At 40.1% G+C, this 22917-nt stretch carries 22 protein-coding genes and 1 tRNA gene; 22 read left to right on the top strand and 1 reads right to left on the bottom strand.

Features of this window, described 5'->3' with window-relative positions:
• Window positions 1-156 precede the first annotated feature (156 nt).
• From ACLRYO_RS06510 to ACLRYO_RS06570, 13 genes are all read left to right on the top strand, one after another.
• Entirely contained in the window at window positions 157-657 is a 501-nt protein-coding gene (locus ACLRYO_RS06510) for a GNAT family N-acetyltransferase (protein WP_156697055.1), read from the top strand.
• Between the two features lie 100 nt (window positions 658-757).
• Window positions 758-1621, top strand: coding sequence for a histidinol-phosphatase HisJ (gene hisJ, locus ACLRYO_RS06515; RefSeq protein ID WP_038125744.1), 864 nt, complete (start codon window positions 758-760; stop codon window positions 1619-1621).
• Between the two features lie 243 nt (window positions 1622-1864).
• A complete protein-coding gene (gene hisG / locus ACLRYO_RS06520; protein WP_024062603.1) occupies window positions 1865-3469 on the top strand; it encodes an ATP phosphoribosyltransferase in 1605 nt (534 codons plus the stop codon).
• Window positions 3470-3541: 72 nt separating this feature from the next.
• Window positions 3542-4819, top strand: coding sequence for a histidinol dehydrogenase (gene hisD, locus ACLRYO_RS06525; protein ID WP_008603225.1), 1278 nt, complete (start codon window positions 3542-3544; stop codon window positions 4817-4819).
• 122 nt (window positions 4820-4941) lie between these two features.
• Window positions 4942-5532: an imidazoleglycerol-phosphate dehydratase HisB gene (hisB, locus tag ACLRYO_RS06530; RefSeq protein WP_120055878.1), complete on the top strand. Its 591-nt coding sequence runs from the start codon at window positions 4942-4944 to the stop codon at window positions 5530-5532.
• Between the two features lie 13 nt (window positions 5533-5545).
• Window positions 5546-6268 (top strand): 1-(5-phosphoribosyl)-5-[(5-phosphoribosylamino)methylideneamino]imidazole-4-carboxamide isomerase, encoded by a 723-nt coding sequence (gene hisA, locus ACLRYO_RS06535; protein WP_008603223.1) that lies wholly within the window; start codon window positions 5546-5548, stop codon window positions 6266-6268.
• A gap of 84 nt (window positions 6269-6352) precedes the next feature.
• Window positions 6353-7111, top strand: coding sequence for an imidazole glycerol phosphate synthase subunit HisF (hisF, locus tag ACLRYO_RS06540; protein ID WP_287541101.1), 759 nt, complete (start codon window positions 6353-6355; stop codon window positions 7109-7111).
• Between the two features lie 205 nt (window positions 7112-7316).
• Window positions 7317-7634 carry a phosphoribosyl-AMP cyclohydrolase gene (hisI, locus tag ACLRYO_RS06545; RefSeq protein ID WP_004694201.1) on the top strand — a complete coding sequence of 106 codons (318 nt, stop codon included), beginning with the start codon at window positions 7317-7319 and terminating at the stop codon, window positions 7632-7634.
• A 2-nt stretch (window positions 7635-7636) separates the two neighbouring features.
• Window positions 7637-7963 carry a phosphoribosyl-ATP diphosphatase gene (gene hisE / locus ACLRYO_RS06550; protein WP_008603221.1) on the top strand — a complete coding sequence of 109 codons (327 nt, stop codon included), beginning with the start codon at window positions 7637-7639 and terminating at the stop codon, window positions 7961-7963.
• Between the two features lie 89 nt (window positions 7964-8052).
• Window positions 8053-9129: a histidinol-phosphate transaminase gene (gene hisC / locus ACLRYO_RS06555; protein ID WP_008603220.1), complete on the top strand. Its 1077-nt coding sequence runs from the start codon at window positions 8053-8055 to the stop codon at window positions 9127-9129.
• Window positions 9130-9207: 78 nt separating this feature from the next.
• On the top strand, window positions 9208-9834 hold the full coding sequence (gene hisH, locus ACLRYO_RS06560; RefSeq protein ID WP_008603219.1) for an imidazole glycerol phosphate synthase subunit HisH: 627 nt from the start codon (window positions 9208-9210) through the stop codon (window positions 9832-9834).
• Between the two features lie 281 nt (window positions 9835-10115).
• Entirely contained in the window at window positions 10116-11948 is a 1833-nt protein-coding gene (locus ACLRYO_RS06565) for a carbon starvation protein A (protein WP_004694192.1), read from the top strand.
• A gap of 223 nt (window positions 11949-12171) precedes the next feature.
• Window positions 12172-13797, top strand: coding sequence for a membrane biogenesis protein AsmA (locus ACLRYO_RS06570; RefSeq protein ID WP_008603217.1), 1626 nt, complete (start codon window positions 12172-12174; stop codon window positions 13795-13797).
• A 167-nt stretch (window positions 13798-13964) separates the two neighbouring features.
• Here ACLRYO_RS06570 and ACLRYO_RS06575 read toward each other — a convergent pair whose 3' ends face one another.
• Window positions 13965-14696 (bottom strand): copper amine oxidase N-terminal domain-containing protein, encoded by a 732-nt coding sequence (locus tag ACLRYO_RS06575; protein ID WP_038125747.1) that lies wholly within the window; start codon window positions 14694-14696, stop codon window positions 13965-13967.
• A gap of 133 nt (window positions 14697-14829) precedes the next feature.
• On the opposite strand from ACLRYO_RS06575, the gene ACLRYO_RS06580 reads away from it, so the two are divergent.
• The 9 genes from ACLRYO_RS06580 to ACLRYO_RS06620 all read left to right on the top strand — a co-directional run bounded on the left by ACLRYO_RS06580 (window position 14830) and on the right by ACLRYO_RS06620 (window position 22617).
• The gene (locus ACLRYO_RS06580; protein ID WP_255324102.1) at window positions 14830-15060 is read left to right on the top strand and encodes a helix-turn-helix domain-containing protein; all 231 of its coding nucleotides are present in this window, start codon (window positions 14830-14832) and stop codon (window positions 15058-15060) included.
• Between the two features lie 1086 nt (window positions 15061-16146).
• Window positions 16147-16644 (top strand): preQ(1) synthase, encoded by a 498-nt coding sequence (queF, locus tag ACLRYO_RS06585; protein WP_004697960.1) that lies wholly within the window; start codon window positions 16147-16149, stop codon window positions 16642-16644.
• 1 nt (window position 16645) lies between these two features.
• Window positions 16646-17506, top strand: coding sequence for a hypothetical protein (locus ACLRYO_RS06590; protein WP_008603210.1), 861 nt, complete (start codon window positions 16646-16648; stop codon window positions 17504-17506).
• A 214-nt stretch (window positions 17507-17720) separates the two neighbouring features.
• Entirely contained in the window at window positions 17721-18635 is a 915-nt protein-coding gene (cysK, locus tag ACLRYO_RS06595) for a cysteine synthase A (RefSeq protein WP_008603208.1), read from the top strand.
• A 159-nt stretch (window positions 18636-18794) separates the two neighbouring features.
• Complete coding sequence (gene epsC, locus ACLRYO_RS06600) at window positions 18795-19406, top strand: serine O-acetyltransferase EpsC (protein ID WP_038125748.1); 612 nt, start codon at window positions 18795-18797, stop codon at window positions 19404-19406.
• Window positions 19407-19802: 396 nt separating this feature from the next.
• Entirely contained in the window at window positions 19803-20237 is a 435-nt protein-coding gene (locus ACLRYO_RS06605) for a Dps family protein (protein ID WP_008603204.1), read from the top strand.
• 50 nt (window positions 20238-20287) lie between these two features.
• A tRNA-Ser gene (locus ACLRYO_RS06610) sits at window positions 20288-20378 on the top strand.
• A gap of 210 nt (window positions 20379-20588) precedes the next feature.
• Entirely contained in the window at window positions 20589-21338 is a 750-nt protein-coding gene (locus ACLRYO_RS06615) for a hypothetical protein (protein ID WP_008603203.1), read from the top strand.
• A gap of 19 nt (window positions 21339-21357) precedes the next feature.
• On the top strand, window positions 21358-22617 hold the full coding sequence (locus tag ACLRYO_RS06620) for an Nramp family divalent metal transporter (RefSeq protein WP_008603201.1): 1260 nt from the start codon (window positions 21358-21360) through the stop codon (window positions 22615-22617).
• Window positions 22618-22917: the final 300 nt, after the last annotated feature.

Below are 22917 nucleotides of genomic sequence, written 5' to 3' on the forward strand. Positions count from 1 at the left end.
AAAATATGTAATTCTTACCTCAAAAGATGGATAAAAGTGAAATGGTATGTTATACGAATAGTTCGTCCTTTTTCTTGCGTATGTGGGCTATTTTTATATATTATGTTAAATAGAAATAATATTTTTTAGGATACCTACAGTTTTGAGGAATACTTTATGAGTGAATTAGTAATACGACCAATTACAAAAGGTGATATAGCCCCTTGTTTAGATATTTATAACTATGAGGTTGTAAACGGCGTAGCCACGCTTGATCTTGAACCTCGCACGTTGTCAGAGTGGCAGGAGTGGCATGAGTCTCATAGCGATGAGCACCATCCTATTGTGGTAGGTACCATTGATGGGATTGTAGCAGGCTATGCATCGCTTTCACCATATCGACCTAAAGAGGCCTACAAAAGTACCGTCGAATTATCTATCTATATCCATCAAGATTATCGTGGTAGGGGAATCGCTACACAGCTGATGGCTCATATTTTAGAAATAGCAAAAAATGATCCGTTATTGCACAATGTGGTATCCGTTATTACGGCTGGCAATGAAGGCAGCACCAAGTTACACGCGCGATTTGGCTTTACCTATTGTGGTTTAACGCCTCAAGTTGGATTCAAACATGGTAAATATCAGGATACCGAAACATACGCATTATTGGTATAATAATTAGTATAGTAAAAGATAAATATTAATACGTTATACTAATGATGTATAGATTATAGATAAGGATTCGCCAGGGGTTAGGGCGAATAGGGGTGATTGAATGAACATGAAAGATGAACGGCAGTTCGTTGGATATAGTAAATATCGTAGCCGTCTCGTGGACGGTCATGTGCATACGGAGTTGTGTCCACATGGTAGTGGGGACCGAACTGCGATGATGATTGAGAAGGCCATCGAGTTGCGTATCGAAAAGGTATGCCTTACAGAACATGCACCATTGCCAACAGCTTTTGCTGCAGAATATGGTGGTGATAAAAAGGCCTATGACACAGCGTCTTTGAAATTAAATGAAGTTGATACTTACTTAGAGTTGGGTCGTCAATTACAACGTGCCTATGGCACACATATCGATATTTCTCTCGGTTTTGAAGTCGATTATATTCCAGGCTTTGAATCAGACATTCAAGAGTTCTTGGATCGCTATGGTCCGTTGACGGATGATAATATTTTATCCGTTCACTTTATGGAAGGCGTTAATAATGCCTTTTACTGCTTAGACTACAGTGCTGAAGAATTTGAGAAAGGCTTTGGGCCGTGGATTGAAAAACAATATGAGTTATATTACAAGTATTATTCTACAGTGCGCCAAGCCGTGCGTGCTGACCTCGGTGAATATACGCCTAAACGGATAGGGCATTTTGATTTAATCAAGAAATACCAACATCACTTTGGCTTTGAACGTCATTTAGATCGTCGCAATGCGCAGGTGGTGAGCGATATTTTGCATATCATGCGCGTCCAAGGTCGCGAGTTAGACTACAACATGAGCGGCTTCTTCAAACCAGATTGTCGTGAAATGTACCCAAGCCGCTTCATTCAAGGCATGGCGGCTATCATCGGTGTGCCATTTGTATTGGGGTCTGATGCACATAGCGTGGCAGATATAGAAAACGTTTGGGGCTAGTATAAAATCATTATTATAGTAAATACATGAAATATTAACGGTTCTATTGACAATTCTATAGAACCGTTATATTATGATTTCATACTTTAATAAATTAAAGCGATAAAATAGAAAAGTATCGATATAGGTAAATTTTTTCTCATAGTGTATTGGATAGCCACATAATCCCAATGATAGTACAGAAATATGGCTTTCACAGGCGTGAGAAATAATATGAATCAATTGATAGAAAGGATGTTTACGATGGTACAGCAGCAATTACCTACTGGTTTCCGCGATGATATAGGGATCGTAGCAGAGCGCAAGGATGATGTGAGTCAATATGTACTCGGTCTTTGTCGAAATCGTCAATACACAAAGATCTCTACGCCTCTCGTAGAGTACAAAGATGTTTTCAATGGCTATGCAATGGGGCGCGGTCAACATATGTACGAATTCATGGATAGTTCTGAAGTGTCCGTCGTAATTCGTCCGGATTTGACCATGCCTATCGGTCGTTTCTTGGCGACTACAAATATTGAATTGCCTCGCACGTTCTACTACTTGGGCGATGTATTTATGAAAAATAAAAAGCATCGTGGCGATGTCAACCAAGTGACGCAAGGTGGCATCGAGATGGTAGGCTATGAAGGGCTTGAGGCTGAGCAAGAGTGCTTCAAGATTATTAAAGAGGTGAACGAAGCTCAGTTGGGTAATCATTTGTTGCTCGAAATTGGGGATGCTCGTTTTTCTCGTGCTATTACCGATGCTCTTGGACTCAGTGATGATGAAAAGGCAGAGCTCTTAGAGGCGTTATTCACTAAATACTTGCCACGATATAACGAGTTGATTTCTGACTTTAAAAATAGTGCGCTATATCCTTTCTTAACTGTATGGCCTCGCTTGTTTGGTACGGTTCAAGATATAAAGGATGAGCTTAATCAAATTATCTTGCCTGCAGCGGCGCAGCGCATTTTAGATAATCTCGTAGATATGGCAAATCAAGTGGAAGCAACGGGGCAACGGGTTCGCATTGATGTTTCTACGGAACCACTTCAATCCTATTACACAGGTCTTACTTTTAGAGGCTATGTGGACGGCGTGTCTCAATACATCGTCAGCGGCGGCCGTTATGATGGCTTGCTATCTAGCTTTGATGGTACGCCGATGCCGGCAGTAGGGATGGCTTTTAATATCGACGTCTTGACTGATGTTACCTTGCAGGGTGAAAGCAAAGCTCAAGATAACGATACATTGCGTATCGCTCTTACGAAGGGGCGCGTAGAAAAGGATTTTATTCCACTCCTAGAAGCATGTGGTGTTGATTGCGAGCCATTACATAATAAGGCGCGTAAGCTCATTATCTCTTTAGGCGATTCTATGGAGATCATCCTTGCAAAGGGGCCAGATGTAACGACGTATTTGAAAAATGGCGTGGTTGATCTTGGCATCGTCGGTAGCGATGTGCTCGATGAACAAGACGATACGAGCTATGAAATGCTAGATTTACAAACGGGTAAATGCCAATTCATCTTGGCGTCCTTAGCGGGCTATGATCCTAAAGAAGGTCGTCGTCAACGAATTGGTACGAAATATCCAACCATTACAAAACAGTACTTTGGAGCTCAAGATGTGGAAATCATCAAGATTGAAGGCTCTGTTGAGCTGGCCCCACTTGTAGGACTAGCAGATGCTATCGTAGATATTACGGAAACGGGTACCACTTTGCGTGAAAACAATCTAGAAATCTTCGATTGGCTACAGCCCATATCTACACGCTTAGTAGCAAATCCATTAGCATTAAAACAAAAGCGAAATACCATTTTTAAACTCATAGATCAGCTTTCAGAAGCAATTAATAAAAATTAATAAATAAGATGTAGAGTGAATCATATATTTAACTAGCAATATGGATAGCTCAAGTAGGAAGAAGGATGACAGATGAAAATATATAAGGAATCATTAGAGGCGATGCTTGCTATCGTACGGAATTACACACAGCAAACCACAGATATGGAGATTGAACGTCGCGTGTATGATATCATTGCTGATGTCCGCACTAACGGTGATGCAGCGCTCAAATCGTATTCTGAAAAATTTGACGGTGTTTCCATTGAAGATTTCAAGGTGCCTCAAGAGGAAATCGACGCAGCTTATGAGTCTTTATCTGATGATTTGAAAGCCGCATTATTAAAGGCAAAGGCGAATATTACAGAATTCCACAGCCGTGAAATCGAGCAGGGTTTTGTGGATATGGATACACCGGGTATCATCCGTGGTCAAAAGGTCATTCCTTTGGCTCGTGTTGGTCTTTACGTTCCTGGAGGTACAGCCGCGTATCCTTCGACCATTATCATGACTGCTTTGCCCGCAAAGATTGCAGGCGTAAAAGAAATCATCATGGTTACGCCGCCTCAAAAGGATGGCATTAATCCTGCCGTATTAGGTGCTGCAAAGCTTGCCGGCGTTGATGCGGTATATCAAGTGGGCGGTGCCCAAGGTGTGGCGGCCCTCGCTTATGGTACGGAAACGATTCCAAAGGTAGATAAAATTGTAGGTCCTGGCAATATTTACGTGGCTACGGCGAAACGTCAAGTATTTGGCCAAGTCGATATCGACATGATTGCGGGCCCAAGTGAAATCGGTGTTATCGCCGATGACAGCGCAAATCCAGTTCATTTGGCAGCAGACTTGTTATCTCAAGCAGAACATGATCCTCGTGCACGCGCTATTATGGTGACTACTAGTGAAAGTTTAGCAAATGCCGTATCTGATGAGGTGGAACGTCAACTTAAATTGTTACCTCGTGAAAGCATCGCTCGTCCAGCTATTGAAAACAACAGTTACATTGCTATTATGGACAGCATTGAAGACATGTTCACGGTGATGAACGAAGTGGCGCCAGAGCATTTGGAAATCCAATTGCCGGATCCAATGAACTATATGAGCCTCGTTCAAAATGCAGGCTCTGTATTCCTTGGCGCTTATGCGTCTGAGCCGTTGGGCGATTATGTAGGTGGTACAAACCACGTATTGCCTACTAGTGGTACGGCGCGATTCTCGTCTCCGTTAGGCGTATATGATTTCGTGAAACGTACATCTTTCACACAATTTACAAAAGAACGTTTAGAAGAAGTGGCAAAACACATTACTACATTGGCTCGTACGGAAGGTCTCGAAGCGCATGCTCGTGCCATCGAAGTACGATTTGAAAAATAGATTATAAAAAATATTAGAAAATAGATTTGGCATCTATATTTATATGTGTATTTAAAATATACAGTGAAAATATAGATTAGAAATATAGATTATAAAAATAGATTTGAAGTATAGAGGTCGTTATGATACGCACAGGCACGGTGCAACGCACCACTCAAGAAACAGATATTACAGTAGAAATTACCCTTGATGGGGCACAAACAAGCTCCATCTCGACCGGAATAGGCTTCTTTGACCACATGTTGACGCTATTGGCGAAGCACGGCCGTTTTGGCCTTGTGGTAGAGGCAAAGGGAGATACATATGTGGATGCTCATCATACAGTTGAGGACGTTGGACTTGCCTTAGGGCAGGCCTTGGTGAAAGCCCTTGGCGATAAGGCTGGTATCGAGCGCTATGGCGATGCTTGGGTCCCTATGGATGAAGCATTGACGCAAGTTGTCATCGATTTGAGTGGTCGCCCGTACCTCGTTTTCCAAGGGGAATGGAGTACGCCGGTTTTAGGTGGCAACTTTGAAACAGAGCTGGTGGAGGACTTCTTCCAAGCTCTTGCGATGAGCGCTGCTATGAACTTACATGTGCGCAATTTGTATGGTCGCAATACACATCACATTATTGAAAGTATGTTTAAGGCAACGGGTCGTGCATTGCGCAAAGCAGTTACTATCAATCCGGATATCCAAGGAGTTAACTCTACAAAGGGAGTTATTTAATAAAGGAGAATGTATGATTTTTCCAGCTATAGATTTACAAGAGGGGCGCAGTGTTCGCCTGTATAAAGGCGATTTCGCACAGGAAACGGTCATCAACCCTGATCCAGTAGACCAAGCGAAACAATATGAAGCAGCTAAGGTTGGAGCCTTGCACCTCGTTGATTTAGATGGTGCCAAGGCGGGCAAGCCTGTAAATGTAGACATTGTAAAAGCAGTGCGTGCAGCTTTCACAGGTATCCTTGAAATCGGAGGCGGCATCCGAGATAAAGAGGCTGTTGACCTCTATTTGAGTTTGGGCGTAGATCGGGTTATCTTAGGATCTGTAGCGCTTAAAAATCCGGAACTTACAAAGCAAGTTATCGCTGAATACGGTGCGGAGCGCATCGTTATCGGTGTAGATGGAAAAAATGGCAAGGTCGCCGCTGAAGGTTGGCTCGACCAATCCGACGTGCCGATGACCGATTTAATCGGTGCCATGGTTGAAGGTGGGGCAAAGTATTTCATCGTTACCGATGTAGACCGAGACGGTACAATGCAGGGCGCCAATGAAGAGTTACTTGGAAATTTGCAAAACGAATTTCCTACAGCTCGCATCGTTGCTTCTGGGGGTGTTCGTAATTTAGCAGATATTAAATCCCTAGAACAAAAAGGTGTTATGGATAGTATCGTTGGTAAGGCCTTGTACGAGGGCACTATTACGTTAGAGGAAATCGCCGAGTACAATCAGCAGAAATAATAGAAATGATTGTGATGTTCTCAAATTAATTATTGACCGTAACCAATGGAATATATTGATTGACACTCGATGGAAAGGAGCTTTATGTTAGCGAAACGGATTATTCCTTGCCTAGATGTAGATGATGGGCGCGTAAAAAAAGGGGTTAACTTTGTTAATCTCGTAGACGTAGGCAGTCCAGTAGACATTGCGGCCTCCTATGAGCAGCAACAAGCTGATGAGCTTGTATTTTTAGATATTACGGCTACCGTTGATGCGCGGACTACTATGCGCGATGTGGTACAAGAAATCTCCACACAAGTATTTATGCCACTCACCGTGGGTGGTGGTATCAAGAGCGTTGATGATATGACGGCTTTGTTGAAAGCTGGTGCGGACAAGGTATCTTTGAACTCTGCGGCTCTCGCTAATCCTGAGCTCATCACAGAAGGGGCTCAAAAGTTTGGCAATCAATGCATGGTGGTAGCCATCGACGTGAAAACCGATGAAGAAACTGGTGAATGGTATGCTTACACTCATGGTGGTCGCAAGCGTACAGAGTGGAAAGCTCTCGACTGGGCTAAAGAGGCCGTAGATCGTGGAGCAGGAGAGTTGTTAGTGACAAGCATGGGTAAAGATGGTACAAAATCCGGCTTTGATATTGAATTATATAAGGCTCTAGAATCAGTCGTAAATGTACCTATCATTGCATCTGGAGGGGCAGGTAAGGTTGAGGATTTTGTAGATCTCTTTAAGCAAACTAGCGTTACCGGTGCACTGGCGGCATCTATATTCCACTTCGGAGAAGTTAAAATTCCTGAACTCAAACAAGAACTACGAGCTCACGGAATTACGGTACGCTAAAACAGATTAAAAAAAATTATTATCTCTCGCAAGTTCTTTACTAGTCTATATGTTCAGAGTTAGTTAAATAGCTTGTTTATAGATAAACAGAATAGAAATAGCAATAGATAGATAAACAGAAAATAGCAATAGCAATAGCAATAGAAAGAGATACAAGCTAATATAGGATAACAGATTGGTGATTACTTTTAATAAAGGATAGAATATGAAACCGGATTTTGAAAAAGGAAATGGCTTGTTGCCGACGGTTGTGCAGGATGCGGAGACTAAGGACGTCCTCATGGTGGCTTGGATGAACGAAGAAAGCTTTCACAAAACACTAGAAACAAGGGAAACGTGGTTTTGGTCTCGGTCTCGTGAAGAGTTATGGCATAAGGGTGGCACTAGCGGTAATGTGCAGCACGTGGTGAGCATGGCCCTAGATTGTGATGGCGATACTTTGCTCATTCAAGTTAAGCCTGAAGGTCCTGCCTGTCACACAGGGCGCACAAGCTGTTTCTTTAATGAAGTAGAACGGAGTTAAACATGGCACAGCAAACACTGAACGAATTATACGAAATTATTAAAAATCGCAAGGTACAGCCAAAGGAAGGTTCTTATACGAATTATTTATTCGACAAAGGGCTCGATAAAATCTTGAAAAAAGTTGGTGAAGAGGCTACAGAGGTAGTAATCGCCGCAAAAAATGAAGATCCACAGGAGCTGATTTACGAAACAGCAGACGTGTTATATCACTTGCTCGTGTTATTAGTAGAGAAAAATATCCCATACGAAGCCATTGAAGCTGAGCTAGCGAGCCGCGAAGGGGTTGTTAGCAAGACTACGGATCGCCCAGAAATTACAAACTTATAATGTATATCCTGTTATGAGCTCGGACATATGAGCTCTGGTGGAGTTCATATGTGTTATATGAGTTAAGGAATAGATAGAAAGGATAGCCTATGAAAGAGATAATTCGCACATTGAAACCTTATATACCTGAGGAGTCGGCTGAAGCGGTGAAAGAGCGCCTTGGTGTAGAGCGATTGGTGCGCTTGTCGGCGAATGAAAATCCATACGGCACATCGCCATTGGTACGGGAGGCTATCCTTAGCTATGTAACCCATAATGATGCCAACTACTATCCGGATGGCAACGCCACCGATTTGCGCATGAAATTAGCGAATTACTGGCAGGTACAACCTGAGCAACTGGTCATCGGCGTGGGTCTAGATGAGGTCATCGCCATGGTCAATAAAACATTGATTACCGCTGGTGACTCCATCGTAGTAAGCGTGCCAGCCTTCTCGGAATATGCCTTGAATGGCCTCGTGGAAGGTGCTGAGATCCGTGAGGTGCCAGCTGATTTTGAAACGGGACAGTATGATTTTTCTGCTCTTGTGAAAGCTGTAGATGAAACGACACGGGTCGTGTGGATTTGTAATCCTAATAATCCAACGGGTACCTATGAGTCTGTTGAAAATATCCGCAAATTTGTAGCAGCTATACCAAAGGAAACCTTGGTCATCATAGACGAGGCGTATATCGATTTTGTCACTTCCGTAGCAGTTCCTACGGCACGTGCGCTCTTGGATGAATTCCCTAATGTGGCTATCATGCGTACCTTCTCGAAAGCCTATGGCCTTGCCAATTACCGTGTAGGTTACATGATGACACCTATAGAGTTGGCAAATTATATGCAAACCATTCGCTTGCCGTACAATTTGAATACCTTATCTCAAGTGGCTGCAGAAGCCGCTTTCGGTGATCAAGAATTCGTGGCGAGAACGGTCTCTCAAAATGCAGAGGAACGGTCAAAATGGGAAATCCTTTTTGACGAGCTAGGTATTCACTACTATAAGAGTGAGGCTAATTTTATTTTCTTTGCAGCGCCTGATGCGGAGGGTCTTGCAGATGCTTGGCTTAAATCAGGTTACCAAGTGCGCCGAGGTCAACGAGAAGGATGGTTACGTCTTACGATTCCCATGCCTCAAGATGGGGATGTTATGCGTAAGATATTAAGAGACTTCATGAATTGATTTGTATAGAATAACATACAATTCGTAATACGTTTTGTTTAATCTTATCGTGTTTTACCCTATAGAATGGAGTTTATTATGATTGCCATTATAGATTATGATGCAGGGAATACCTTCAATGTCCAGAAAGCCTTAGCTTACATTGGCATTGATGCAGTGCTAACGGCAGATTCGGCGACTATATTAAATGCTGATAGTGTTCTCTTGCCAGGTGTAGGCGCATATGCACCGGCGATGGCAGTTCTAAAAGAACGTGGTTTAGTCGATGTCATCTATGAAGTAGTAAAACGTGAAATACCTTTATTAGGTATTTGTTTAGGGATGCAACTTTTATTTGAAGAATCTGAAGAATACGGCCCAACGCCCGGTTTAGGCCTTATTCCCGGTAAGGTAAAAGAAATTCCTCGCAACCTTGGCCTTAGCGTGCCTCATATGGGTTGGAATAAAAATGTAGTACACCAGCCTCATAGTGCTTTTAGCAATGTAGATGATCAATATACATATTTCGTTCATTCCTATTATGTGGATACAGATCCTGAATATATCATATCTACTGCAAATTATGGTATCGATGTACCTGGCATTGTAGAACGAGGTAGAGTATATGGAATGCAATTCCACCCTGAAAAAAGCGGTGTCGTAGGTCTAAATTTGTTGCGTACATTTGGGACTATTACAAAAACTTATAGGAAAGCAGGAGAATAGGGATATAGCTATCTTTTATTACAGATAAGAATGAGTCATTCAGTAACCAATATATCTAGGATAATAACGGCATCTCATAGGTAGAGAATGCCGTTATTATGCTTTATAGTTATACTTAACTTTCAAAATGAGAAATTAATAATTGACACCTTGTTGATTAGTTATACAATAATGTTGTAAGTACTAACATTTTAGGAAGCCATTGTGGCATGGATACGATACATAAGTTTTATCAGTAATATTCATATACTCCATGTCACGTGATTATTGGAGGTGTTTATATGGTTATGAATGGTATTTACTTAGTTATTGCCTCCGCGTGTATTCTAATTTTAGCGTACCGCTTTTATGGGGCTTTTATAGCGGCTAAGGTACTGACATTGGATCAATATCGTCCAACGCCAGCTATGGTTCACAATGATGGTCACGATTACGTGCCAACCAACAAATGGGTAACCTTTGGTCATCACTTTGCAGCAATTGCTGGTGCAGGGCCACTTGTAGGTCCTGTTATCGCAGCACAGTTTGGATATTTGCCTGGGGCATTATGGATCCTAATTGGTTCCGTATTAGCCGGTGCTGTACATGATATGGTTATCTTGTTTGCTTCCGTTCGTTACGATGGTAAATCGATTGCGGATATTGCTCGTGAAGAAATCAGTAAACTTGCTGGTTTTGGTGCTATGCTCGCTACCTTATTCCTATTGATCATTACCCTTGCTGGTATGGCCGTAGTAGTAGCTAACGCATTGCATAACTCTCCTTGGGGATTCTTCTCCGTATTTGCTACCATTCCAATCGCTATTTTTATTGGTATTTATTTGAAATGGTTGCGTCCTGGTAAAATCCAAGAGGCGACTATTATTGGGGTAGCCTTAATCTTCGCAGCCATCATCTACGGTCCAAATGTAGCGGCTAGCGAATATGCATCTTGGTTCACATACGACTTGCAAACCATTGAAATTATGCTTGCTGTGTATGGTTTCTTTGCGGCTGCATTGCCAGTATGGTTGTTACTTGCTCCTCGTGACTATTTGTCCACATACCTTAAAATCGGTACAATCGGTGCATTGGCTCTTGGTATTATCATTGTAATGCCTGAAATTCAAATGCCAGCTGTAACTCCTTACATCTGGGGCGGCGGTCCTGTATTGAAAGGTTCCGTATTCCCTTACATCTTCATTACTATCGCATGTGGTGCGTTATCTGGCTTCCATACTGTTATTGCTACAGGTACAACACCTAAAATGCTTACTAATGAAAAAGAAATTTTACCTATCGGTTATGGCGCGATGTTAACAGAAGGCTTCATCGCTATGATGGCCTTGATTGCTGCCACTGCATTGCATCCAGATGATTACTTTGCGATTAACTCCACAGTTGAGTCTTTCAAAGCTTTAGGCCTTCAAGTCCATGAATTGCCAGCATTGTCTGCAATGGTTGGTGAAGACTTGATGCACCGTCCTGGTGGCGCCGTATCCCTTGCAGTAGGTATGGCTCATATCTTCTCCAGATTGCCTAACATGGCTCACTTGATGGGTTACTGGTATCACTTCTGTATCATGTTTGAAGCATTGTTCATCATGACATTAATCGATGCTGGTACTCGTGTAGGTCGTTACTTACTTCAAGAATTATTAGGTCATTTCCATCCTAAATTCAACGACCAACACTGGGCTCCTGGTGTGTATGGTTGTGCCGCTTTAATTTGTATCTTGTGGGGCTACCTAGTTCTACAAGGTAATATCGGTATTATCTGGCCTCTATTCGGCGTATCTAACCAATTATTAGGTACCATGACATTGGCCGTAGGTACTACAGTTATTATGAGACTTGGCCGCAAACGCTATGCTTGGGTAACAGGTATTCCTTGTATCTTAATGGCTATCGTGGCTATCGCTGCAGACTATGAAAATGTATTCTACAGCTATATTCCTGCTGGTAAATGGATTTTAGTAGCATTTAGTGCTGCTATGTTCTTCATGATCCTTATCGTATTGGTAGAAGCCGTACGTAGTTGGATTCGCTTGTCTAGCATTCCTCAAGACTATCGGACTCAAGCTGAAATCGAAGCTGAAAGCCTTGTAAAATACGGTAAAGAAGTAAAAGCATAAGATTGATTATTGCAATATATAAAGTGCACTCACATTTGTGGGTGCACTTTTAATCTATAAATTTGCTGTCTTTTTTATAAAATAGTTAGGTAATGGCGCCTTGCATGCAGAGTTTTCTGTGAGCAAGGCGCTTTTTGTATGGAAAAGAGTTTCTTATGGTCAATATGATTGATACAGGCAACACCACATGGGTATTGTGATTTGAACATGTTATAATAGGGCTATGAAACATTATATACGTTCTTATTGGACAAAATATAAACAATTGTATAAGAAAGGCCTAAAAGGCATTGCTGCCTTTCTTGCCATTGGAGCGATTATAGTCTTTGTACTAGCAACCATTGCTAGTCGTGGAATGGGCGTTATTTTTAATGAGGTTATGGCTCGACAAACTATGATGCGCGGTACGGTTACTGTTGAAAGTTTATCTGCTACACCGTGGGGAACTTTGACTTTTACAGGCCTTGTTTGGAAGGACCCAGAAGGGCATGAGTTGCTCAATGCACCAAGTGGGAAAGTCCGCGTCAATATGTGGGATGTGGTGACACGTAATTTTAAGTCCTCCGCTATCAAGGGCATTGAATTAGATGATGCGGTTATAGTTATTGATTTAGACGATAATAATCGGTTGGATTTCGCGCCCATATCTCCAGATGTAAATAAACCAATTAATGAGGTAGAGCCTCGTCCGAAAGCACCTAAAAAGACCACACAAGAACGGCAAGAGGAACTAGGTAAGAAAGTACGTAACTTTAATTGGCAAGGTCAACATTTAGATCTTAAGATTACACTTAGAAATAGTCAGTTAGAGGTCTTTAATAGAAATCGCCATTATGTGATAAAGAATGTAAACTCAAAAATTGATCTTGATAGTAAGAGGGCCATTCGTATCGATATGGAGACGGGCAAATTTGGTGGTACCGCCATAGGGGATGGTCTTGTATTAAAAGGTCGTGTAGATTTAAAGGATGTTTTAAAGCATCGCATGCCTCAACTGGATCTACAATTTGATGTGAAAGGGGTGGATCCATCATCACTAGGCTTTGGTGAGAATATTCATGATGCCATGACCTTGCTTACAAAGGTAACAGGTGATTTTAACCGTCCTTTTGCTAAAGGTCGTGTGACGATGCCTATTTTACGCATCCCCGCACTTACCTTTGAGAATGTAGTAGGAGATGTGACGTACCAAGATGGTATTTTGAATTTTGAAAACGTTAGTGCCAATGTATACAGCGGTAAATTGGAGGCTAAGGGTGTATATAATTTGGACACTCGAGCCTATACGATTACAGGCGTAGCAAAGGATTTAGACAGTAGTGTAGCCCTCAAGGCTCCTGAGTTCCTCGTGCCTGTATCGGCAAATTTGAACTTTAAAAGTGAAGGCCAACCTCGAGACATGGAGGTATGGGGGAACTTCTGGTCTGGTGAAGGGCACTATATGCTGATTCCAATTCAAAGTATTACGGGAAACTTTCACAATAAAGGGCGACATTTATCCTTTAGCGATGTGAAAGTAAATACGAAAATCACCACTATCACTACGGATGCTCTGCGTATCGATGATGGACAGCTCACGATGGGGCCCCTTAATATTACTTCTCACGGAGGCAGTAATTTTATTCTGTATGATGAGTCATTTGATGAAATTGATGAAAATATGACTCGCATTAAAGACGATATGAAACAAGCTAGGGAAAATAGTAGGCGTGCTTCTGACTCTGCAAAAGGCATCGACAAATCTGGGCTTACAGCGCCGGACATAAAAGAATCCATGAAGGATCTGAAACGGAGTATGGATACGGCAAAAGATAGTTTAGATAATCTGTCAAAAAACAGTAAGCAATAAACTGTATTGAGCCGTAAAGGGTGAGAAGAAACAATAAAGTAATAATATAAAGTAACGGAAATAATAAACTAGCAGAAATCAAAAAAGAAGGCAATTCATCATGGTGATGAGTTGCCTTCTTTTAGTTATAAGGTGCTAAATTATATGTAGCTATACGAAAGATTTTATTATCTGTTTAATCCATTAGAGCGTACATATTCGGTATTTTCTGTGTCTTTGGTATCTGTTTTGGTGTTAGTTCGTTTTACCGTAATAAGAGGTTTCTTTTCTTTGGTTTCCTCTTCTTCGTATGGAATTACTTTATCTCCTTGATCCGGTAAAAATGTTTCGATACCGTTTCGTTTGCCTTTTTGCGTGTTTGAATCAGTGGCCAATTGACTTTGTTGTGGAACGATGTATATTTCGTCTTTATTGATGGTTACATCATTTAACAAGAGTTTGAATACGTTCGGACTTACATACAGAATTCCGTCTACCATACGTGCTGCAGGCAGTAAAGATTCGGATGTATCAAGGTTGATGATTTGCAGTTTACCCTTGCGCACGACTTGTTTAGAGTCTGGTTGTACCGCTAAGGTAGCAATATTCATATCGATTAATGCCGTTTTTGTAGGGGCATCCCAAGATACTTTATAACCTAATGCTTCTGATACTTGACGTAACGCTACGAGTGGCTGACCGTCAACATAGATGACATTTGGTTTATTATCTATGGGCTCTAATAATATGCCATCTACATTGATATAATGCTGTGTCGTTACTGATGCAGGTCTTTTTAAACTCTGTGTCGTTGTAGCTGTCTCCGCTCCGACTGCTGCCTGTGCAGGTTGCACCATTCCGCTTGTGAAAGCTAGCGCCCCAACGGCTATACCGGACAAAATCAGTTGTTTTAATTTCATGGTAACCTCCATTGTGTATAAAACGTAACGATAAATCATAATGGGTACTATAACATGGATATATGAATATTATATTATGAATTTTAATTTTACAAAACTAATAAAGAAGAAGGGATGAATTTATCGATTTGCTATAGAAAAACGAAGTCAAATAGAAATTTTAAGAAAAGAAAGGTACTCTGTTCATAAAATTGCTAGTTTAATTGGTGTTCACCATTCTACTGTAGTAAGAGAATTAAATCGTGTTAAAGACGAATACTCTACGATTAAAGCACAACAGGTAGCAACTAGTAAGTCTGCTAATAAAGGAAGACTAATAAACTTAATACCTCAATTAGCGGCTTTAATTAAATCCAGATTATAACAAACTTGGTCTCCAGAAGCACTAATGCTGATTAATAATTGACCTAGGAAATGCCTTAAGTTTAAAACACCAGATTAGAAAATTGATTTAATTTTGTCGCATTACTTATTACAATTTAAGACAAGATTAAATGATTTATTAATGGTGGAATCCGGTTTAGATATTTTTATAACTCTACGTTTAGAAAGATAGTATAATTAAAAAAGGGGCTGTAAGCGAATTCTTTAAAAGCAGCATTTTGTTTATGGTCATTTTTATACGTTCATTTGAGGTGTGAAAAGATATTTAGTAATGTTGATTTGTAGCTTTTATATAATCTATATTGAGAAAGTACGTTGCAAGATCTGCCGGCTCTTTTGTAGTTGGTATAGTCGGTACGAAAGCTAGAAATTACGCAAAATATGAAATTAAATTTAATTTGAAAAAGGATGTAGATAAGTAATGTATCAAGATCTGATTATGATATTTGGTATTATATTCTTCATATACAAACTTATTACGCATAAAGGTAAGCTTAGTTTAGCTCGAATTATCTATACTTTTAGCTTAGTACTCGGGTGTGGAATATTTTTCATACGTAATTTAATATCTCCATTTACTATGTTGTTTTGGTGGATATTTTGTATGGGGATATCTTTAGTTGGAATGTACTTTATGCTTAAAAATGATGAGTTTGAAAGTGATAAAGTAGAAAAATATCATTTTAATTTTAAAGCAGGCGTATATGTTTGGTTATTTCTAGTAGCCTTATACATATATTTATATATTTTGACCTATTATTAGATACGCTGACCGTACATATAGCAGGATCTATTGATTAACGTATAATGCTAATATAAGGCATATGAATCTAAAAAAGGACACTATAGTCTAATCTTCAGTGAGCGGTATTACTGAATGGGTTGGAGCCATAGTGTCCTTTTAGTTTTTATGGATTTGATGTTCGAGAGCATGTTATTAGATGCATTAGTTGCTACTAACAGTTTAACTAGACCTGGGGGAGGACTTTTTTAGCACTACGTATGATATAATTTATTTATATTGAATGATTTCGCAGAATTTATATTTTATAGAAAGAGGTTCCTTATGGCATCCGGCAGATCTGAAAAAGAGTTACAAGGGGTAACGATGTTAGGTCACAAGACCGATTACCCAACTGATTATGCACCACAGGTGTTAGAGGCGTTTGATAACAAGCATCCTGACAATGATTACTTCGTTAAGTTTAACTGTCCTGAGTTCACTAGCTTGTGTCCTATGACAGGGCAACCAGACTTTGCCACAATCTACATTTCTTATGTACCAGATAAGAAAATGGTTGAGTCCAAGTCCTTGAAGTTGTATCTGTTTAGTTTCCGCAATCATGGGGACTTTCACGAGGACTGCATTAACATTATCATGAAAGATCTTGTGAAGTTGATGGATCCTAAGTACATCGAGGTATGGGGCAAGTTTACGCCGCGCGGTGGCTTGTCTATCGATCCATACGCAAATTACGGCAAGCCTGGTACAGAGTGGGAAAAGACGGCAAAAGAGCGCCTTCATTTCCACGACATGCAGCCAGAGCGCGTAGCATACCGTTAATATGGCATACGAATATTTAACAATGGTCGCATCCTTTATTACTTGTTTTATGATGGGTGTGACCTTGTCTTTACAACCTGCATCAATAATCGTAGGGGCTCACACTCATTTAAGAGAACAAAGTAAATGGACTCGCTGGAACGGATATATCATGTTTGTGTTGCTCCTATTTGTGTTAGATATGCTCGTAACGAATGGTATATATATTGCGTTTCACGATGTGTATGGTAATCTTTTGAACATTGTTTATCATGATTTCAATCCTATGGACATGTTCTTTAGTGAAAGCTTTCAAATAGTTGTTATTCTAGTCTTTTCGCTTGTGTTATTTCAAGTGTTAGGGCTCGTTGATTTAGCTCATGGAGAACGGGATTTATCCTTTTATTATGACCAAGTAGATGAGGGTAAACAGAAGTCATCTTGGATGGAGCGGTACATGGGGAGTCAAAGAGGCTTTCTTGGAGCGAGCTTGGTGGGTTTGCTCTATATGCTGAGAATGACGATAAAAACAATGTGGCCTTATATCGTGTGCCTAGTGTGGTTTAAAATCCTAGCTATACTTGTAAATGTATTAGTGTCTCCGAGTATTAACCGAATTATGCATGCTGATAATGAATTGACGACCCTAATCATTTTCGACCCATATATTATCACCTATGTAGTTGCTGGTTTCTTATGGGGTCATGTAGCATTACATCATGATGTAACTAAAGTATCGCACTTAGCTAGTAGCATGGCTATATATCTTATCCCTCGTCTTACAGTTTTGGTAGGAGCGGTTTTCTTTATAGGATTGGCCCTCATCATTATAATGGTACCCATCACATGGGATGGGGTACTTAATGCACTTACAACAAAATAGATAAAGCTAGTTATTTCCTGTATTTTTAGGGTTTTAAAAGTCGTTCTCATTCTCTTGACAATGAAATGATTCAAATGTTAGAGTATGGTTGTATTAATTGGAATACATAAACGGTTATACCCCGTGTATGGTGAATAACAAGGTGCAATATAATATCGTCCTTGGGATGTTCCTAAGGACGATTTTTATCATCTATCGCTAGAGGGAGAATTAGATGAGTATAGTAACAAACCAAACAACTGAACTTATCGGTAAAACACCGGTATATCAATTACAAAATACTAATATCTATGTAAAGCTTGAGAAATATAATGTAGGTGGATCTGTAAAAGACCGTGCCGTACTCGGTATGTTGCAGGCTGCAAAAGAGCAGGGTCGCATCCATGAGGATAGCATCATTGTAGAAGCCACAAGTGGTAATACGGGAATCGCTCTTGCTATGGTAGGCGCTATTTTACATATTAAAACAGTAATTATCATGCCTGAAAGTATGAGTAAAGAACGCCGTGAGCTTATTAAGGCGTATGGGGCGCAGCTCATCTTAACACCAAAAGAAACAGGTATGAAGGGGGCTCTTGAGCGGGCAAATGAAATTTTAGCAAAGTATCCAAATGCTTTCACCTTGGGCCAATTCGTAAATCCTGCAAATCCAGATATGCATTACCGCACGACGGGTAATGAAATTGTAGAACAAGTGCCAAATGTCGATGTATTTATAGCGGGTATCGGTACAGGTGGTACTTTCACAGGCGTTACAAGACGATTGAAAGAACATAATCCTAATCTAAAAGCCATTGCTGTAGAGCCAGCGGGATCTCCTGCTATTACCGAAGGTAAGGGCGGCCCTCACAAAATACAAGGTATTGGGGCTGGTTTCATTCCTGAAAACTTTGACCAAAGCTTGATGGACGGCGTGCAAACTGTAAGTGATGAAGAAGCTTTTAGCGAGGTGCAAACCTTTATGCGTGAAAGTGGTATCTCTATTGGTCTTTCCGCGGGGGCGGCCATTGTAGCGGCAAAACGCATGGCTCGTGAATTACCTAAGGCGAACATCGTTGTTATTGCACCTGATGGAGTAGAGAAATATTTATCCCTTTTGGACTTCGGCAATAATGAATACGTTAAATAATAGATTTTAGATAGATAAAATACGAGATTTTGAATGATAAAAGAATAGGTTCTATATAGATATAGCCTTATATATAGGAATATAGACCAAATATGTTGTATACTAGATATATCTATATTTCTGTAGAATGTAAGTAGAGTTATTTGAGATGGAGTCACTATGATGCAAGGTTTGCGCGATTTATGGGGCAAAATTCAATATAATATTAAGCGCGTAATGGATTCTGACCCAGCTGCCACAAGTGTATGGATGGTTATATGGACATATCCACATATTACGGCTTTGTTCTGGCATTTCTTTGCCCACCGTTTATATAAGGCGGGGTGGCCAATCTTGGCTCGTCGTGTGGCTCTCCATTCTCGTCATGTAACGGGCATTGAAATCCATCCAGGTGCGACGATTGGTCGCGGCCTCTTTATTGATCACGGTATGGGGGTTGTTATTGGTGAAACGGCTATTGTAGGCGATAATGTAACCTTGTTCCATCAAGTAACACTAGGTGGGATGTCTTCTAAAAAGGTAAAGCGCCATCCGACCATTGAAGATGATGTACTCATCGGTACGGGTACAAAAATCTTAGGGGATATTACGATTGGGGCGCGCACGAAGATTGGCTGTAATCTCGTTATCAAACATGATATTCCTAAAGATATGGTAATTTTTGAAACAGACCCAGAAAATATGTATGTTCGTAAACTTAGTCGCAATGCAACCGCTGCACAAGCAGAGGAGAAAAAAATCCCTGATAATTACATAGAATACTATATTTAATATAGAAACGTATTTAATATATAATCATATTTAATATAGAATCATACAAAGAATCATACAAAGAATCATACAAACCTCTAACTATTGGATTAACTAGTAGTTAGGGGTTTTTTATGATTCGAAGAAACATGTTTCTTCGAATTATTGGATTTAGATTTGGTATGTATTGTATTGGGGATAAGTTTGATTTAGTATGGTTATAATATTTTCATTAAACTTTTATACAAAAATATCTGCTCATGTATTGACATGGAAAATCATTATTGGTAGAATATAAACATAATCAATATTGATTATAAATTAAATAAACGAATTGATGGCGTAGAAACCAACTGTGTTTGTTCTGCTTTTAGAATAAACTATAATTGAGAATTAAGTGAAAAAAGGAGTTTTATTATGAAAAACGTACAACAAGTAAATCAATATTTAGCAGATCTTTCCGTATGGAATGTAAAATTACATAATTTACACTTCAATGTAACTGGTCCGCAATTCAAATCCATCCATGAATACTTGGAATCCATCTATGATGAAGCATTTGAATACTTTGATGCCGTAGCAGAACATGTGAAAATGCAAGGTCAATTTCCATTGGTAAATTCTGCAGAATACACAAAATTGACTAAAATCGAAGAACTTGGTCAAGAAGACATCCCTCAAGCAAAGGTAATTGATATCCTTCTTAAAGATTTTAAATACATGAATGATCAAGCTGTAGCAATTCGTGCAGCCGCTGATGAAGAAGGTGATTTCTTGCTCGTAAGCATGATGGAAGATCACGTTGCATACTATGTAAAACAGATCTGGTTCATCGAATCTATGCTGAAATAAGACGATTGACAATGCCTTATTGGGTATGATATGATTACCCAGTAAAGCATGGAGGATTACTCAAGAGGCTGAAGAGGACGGTTTGCTAAATCGTTAGGGCGGGTTACCGTCGCTAGGGTTCGAATCCCTAATCCTCCGCCATGTAAAGACCCCACATCACTCGATGTGGGGTCTTTTTGTATAATATATTAATTTATTATATTATTTATATAGGCCTAATTTGTGAGGATTCGAGTGAGTCCAAGGCCTTATTAGTATTGAATGACACAGGTGTGTAAGGGTATAGAGTTGACGTATGTCTAGGGGTTTCATATAATAGATTGTATAAAATATAATTTTAAGGAGACTCTTATGAATACAAAACATACACGTCAAATGAATCGTATCCGTCGAGCGTTAGGCATTGGCACATTATGCCTCGTTGCGTCTGTTGGCTTTAGTCATGCTGAAAGTATTGCCATTCCAAGTGCACGTCCTATGGTGGATGGCGTAAGTGCTGATGTAGAGACTGTTAGTAGTTCTAGTAAAGGGCAACAGCATGTAAACTCAGATGTTATTACGCCTAATGATTGGACGTATACAGCGTTACAAAGACTCATTAAACATGGTGCTATTACAGATACCCACGGATTTACTTTTGATGGTGCTAGCTACACAAAGGATGAGCTTATGCCACTTATCGATGAGGTAGTCACAAAACGTGAGCAAATGAACGACAATGATCGGGAATATGCATTGCGTATCTACCAAGAAAATATGCGTGATGTAATGGATTACCGTATTGCTCGCGATAAAAAAGTTACTGACGAGCGCCGTCAAAAACTAGATGAAAAGCGTGCTGAAAAGGCTAAAAAATCTGGTAAGATGTATCAAGTATCCAAGGATCAACAAGAGGCTCTTGATAAGGCTGGTGATGAAGTAGCAAAACCGGAAGAACGCGCTTTAACAGATGAACAAATCAAAGAAAAAATGAAGAAATTCAAAATTGATGATTCTCGCGTTAAGGTAAATAATGAAGTGCGTATTCGTTACGCTGATTCCAAGGATAAAAAGTCCAAAACAGATGCTCGTATGCAGACGGAGATGACCTTCACTCTATAACTCTTAGTAAGGGGTTATAATGATTGATTTTTTAAAGAAACAGTTGTTTACTGTCCATCAAAATGGTAAGCAGCAGGTAAGTGAGGTCTTTAAATATATAGGACCTGGTATAATCGTAACCGTTGGATTTATCGATCCGGGCAACTGGGCTGCTAACTTGGCAGCTGGTGCCAGTTATGGTTACGAATTATTGTGGGTAGTCACACTATCTACGATTATGCTCATTTTATTACAGCATAATGTGGCACATTTAGGCATTGTACGCGGTCAATGCTTGTCGGAATGTGCCTATGAATTCTTACCGCGTTATGCATCTCGCTTTGTGCTTAGCACGGCAGGAATTGCGGCGGCAGCGACGGCCTTGGCTGAGTTTATTGGCGCCGCTATCGCCTTGAAGATGCTCTTTGGTATTCCTATCTTGATAGGCAGCATTTTGACGGCTCTTATCTGTACGGTCATGCTCATTACGAACTCCTATCGTAAATTAGAGCGAATCATTGCTGGCTTTGTATCCCTCATCGCATTGGCGTACCTCGTTGAGGTAAATATGGTCAACGTGGATTGGGCAACGGCTGGTATCGGTTGGGTGGATCCTAATATACCTAATGAATCGATGCTCGTTATTTTGAGTATATTAGGGGCTGTAATTATGCCTCATAACTTGTTTTTACACTCTGAAATCATCCAAAGTCGCCAGTTTAATACACAAGACCCAGCGATTATGAAACGGCAGTTGCGCTATGAATTCCTCGATACTTTGTTATCTATGGGGATTGGGTGGATGATTAACTCTGCCATGATTATATTGGCGGCGGCTGTCTTCTTTGCTCATGGTATTGAAGTAACAGAGCTTGAACAGGCTGAAGAGTTGTTGCGACCACTCATTGGACCCGCAGCGGGTATTATTTTTGCAATAGCATTGTTATTTGCAGGTTTTGCCTCATCCGCTACAGCAGGTATGGCGGGGGCAAGTATCTTTGCAGGAATGTTTGGCGAGTCTTACGATATGAAAGACTTCCATACGCGATTAGGCTTGGCACTAACATATGTTCCAGCATTATTGTTGATCGTGTTTATTACAGATTCCTTCCAAGCATTATTGTTCTCTCAAATGTTCTTGAGCTTGCAATTACCAATCACCATCTTCTTGCAACTTTACATGACAAGTAGCCGCAAGGTCATGGGAGAATACGCGAACCGTAAATTTACAAATATTCTCTTATGGAGCATAGGTATCATCGTTACGATCATGAATATCTACTTATTGATTGTAGGCTAATAGAACATTCTTTGTTAGTTACCAAAAGGTTTATTATAAAATCATAATTAGAATACAGCATTAGAGTACAATATTAGAGTATAATATTAGAGTACAACATTAGAATACAAAATTAAAATGCAAAGGACCGCTATGGCGGTCCTTTTGTCATGTTGCTAACGTATCTATTATGTGAAAAGCGTATCTTTGAATACCCAAGAGGGGTATAAAATATGGTACAATTAAAAATAGTATAATTAAGATTAATATAATATCTGTTGGGGATATTCCTTAGCAGTGTGATATATGGAAAACTAGGAG

Origin of the sequence: Veillonella parvula (assembly GCF_047241225.1) — a bacterium.
Taxonomy (GTDB): domain Bacteria; phylum Bacillota; class Negativicutes; order Veillonellales; family Veillonellaceae; genus Veillonella; species Veillonella parvula_O.

Excerpts from the sequence above, each read along its gene's own strand:
- ACLRYO_RS06510 (WP_156697055.1), top strand. The coding sequence starts at position 157 with ATGAGTGAATTAGTAATACGACCAATTACAAAAGGTGATATAGCCCCT.
- hisJ (WP_038125744.1), top strand. The coding sequence starts at position 758 with ATGAACATGAAAGATGAACGGCAGTTCGTTGGATATAGTAAATATCGT.
- hisG (WP_024062603.1), top strand. The coding sequence starts at position 1,865 with ATGGTACAGCAGCAATTACCTACTGGTTTCCGCGATGATATAGGGATC.
- hisD (WP_008603225.1), top strand. The coding sequence starts at position 3,542 with ATGAAAATATATAAGGAATCATTAGAGGCGATGCTTGCTATCGTACGG.
- hisB (WP_120055878.1), top strand. The coding sequence starts at position 4,942 with ATGATACGCACAGGCACGGTGCAACGCACCACTCAAGAAACAGATATT.
- hisA (WP_008603223.1), top strand. The coding sequence starts at position 5,546 with ATGATTTTTCCAGCTATAGATTTACAAGAGGGGCGCAGTGTTCGCCTG.
- hisF (WP_287541101.1), top strand. The coding sequence starts at position 6,353 with ATGTTAGCGAAACGGATTATTCCTTGCCTAGATGTAGATGATGGGCGC.
- hisI (WP_004694201.1), top strand. The coding sequence starts at position 7,317 with ATGAAACCGGATTTTGAAAAAGGAAATGGCTTGTTGCCGACGGTTGTG.
- hisE (WP_008603221.1), top strand. The coding sequence starts at position 7,637 with ATGGCACAGCAAACACTGAACGAATTATACGAAATTATTAAAAATCGC.
- hisC (WP_008603220.1), top strand. The coding sequence starts at position 8,053 with ATGAAAGAGATAATTCGCACATTGAAACCTTATATACCTGAGGAGTCG.
- hisH (WP_008603219.1), top strand. The coding sequence starts at position 9,208 with ATGATTGCCATTATAGATTATGATGCAGGGAATACCTTCAATGTCCAG.
- ACLRYO_RS06565 (WP_004694192.1), top strand. The coding sequence starts at position 10,116 with ATGGTTATGAATGGTATTTACTTAGTTATTGCCTCCGCGTGTATTCTA.
- ACLRYO_RS06570 (WP_008603217.1), top strand. The coding sequence starts at position 12,172 with ATGAAACATTATATACGTTCTTATTGGACAAAATATAAACAATTGTAT.
- ACLRYO_RS06575 (WP_038125747.1), bottom strand. The coding sequence starts at position 14,696 with ATGAAATTAAAACAACTGATTTTGTCCGGTATAGCCGTTGGGGCGCTA.
- queF (WP_004697960.1), top strand. The coding sequence starts at position 16,147 with ATGGCATCCGGCAGATCTGAAAAAGAGTTACAAGGGGTAACGATGTTA.
- ACLRYO_RS06590 (WP_008603210.1), top strand. The coding sequence starts at position 16,646 with ATGGCATACGAATATTTAACAATGGTCGCATCCTTTATTACTTGTTTT.
- cysK (WP_008603208.1), top strand. The coding sequence starts at position 17,721 with ATGAGTATAGTAACAAACCAAACAACTGAACTTATCGGTAAAACACCG.
- epsC (WP_038125748.1), top strand. The coding sequence starts at position 18,795 with ATGATGCAAGGTTTGCGCGATTTATGGGGCAAAATTCAATATAATATT.
- ACLRYO_RS06605 (WP_008603204.1), top strand. The coding sequence starts at position 19,803 with ATGAAAAACGTACAACAAGTAAATCAATATTTAGCAGATCTTTCCGTA.
- ACLRYO_RS06615 (WP_008603203.1), top strand. The coding sequence starts at position 20,589 with ATGAATACAAAACATACACGTCAAATGAATCGTATCCGTCGAGCGTTA.
- ACLRYO_RS06620 (WP_008603201.1), top strand. The coding sequence starts at position 21,358 with ATGATTGATTTTTTAAAGAAACAGTTGTTTACTGTCCATCAAAATGGT.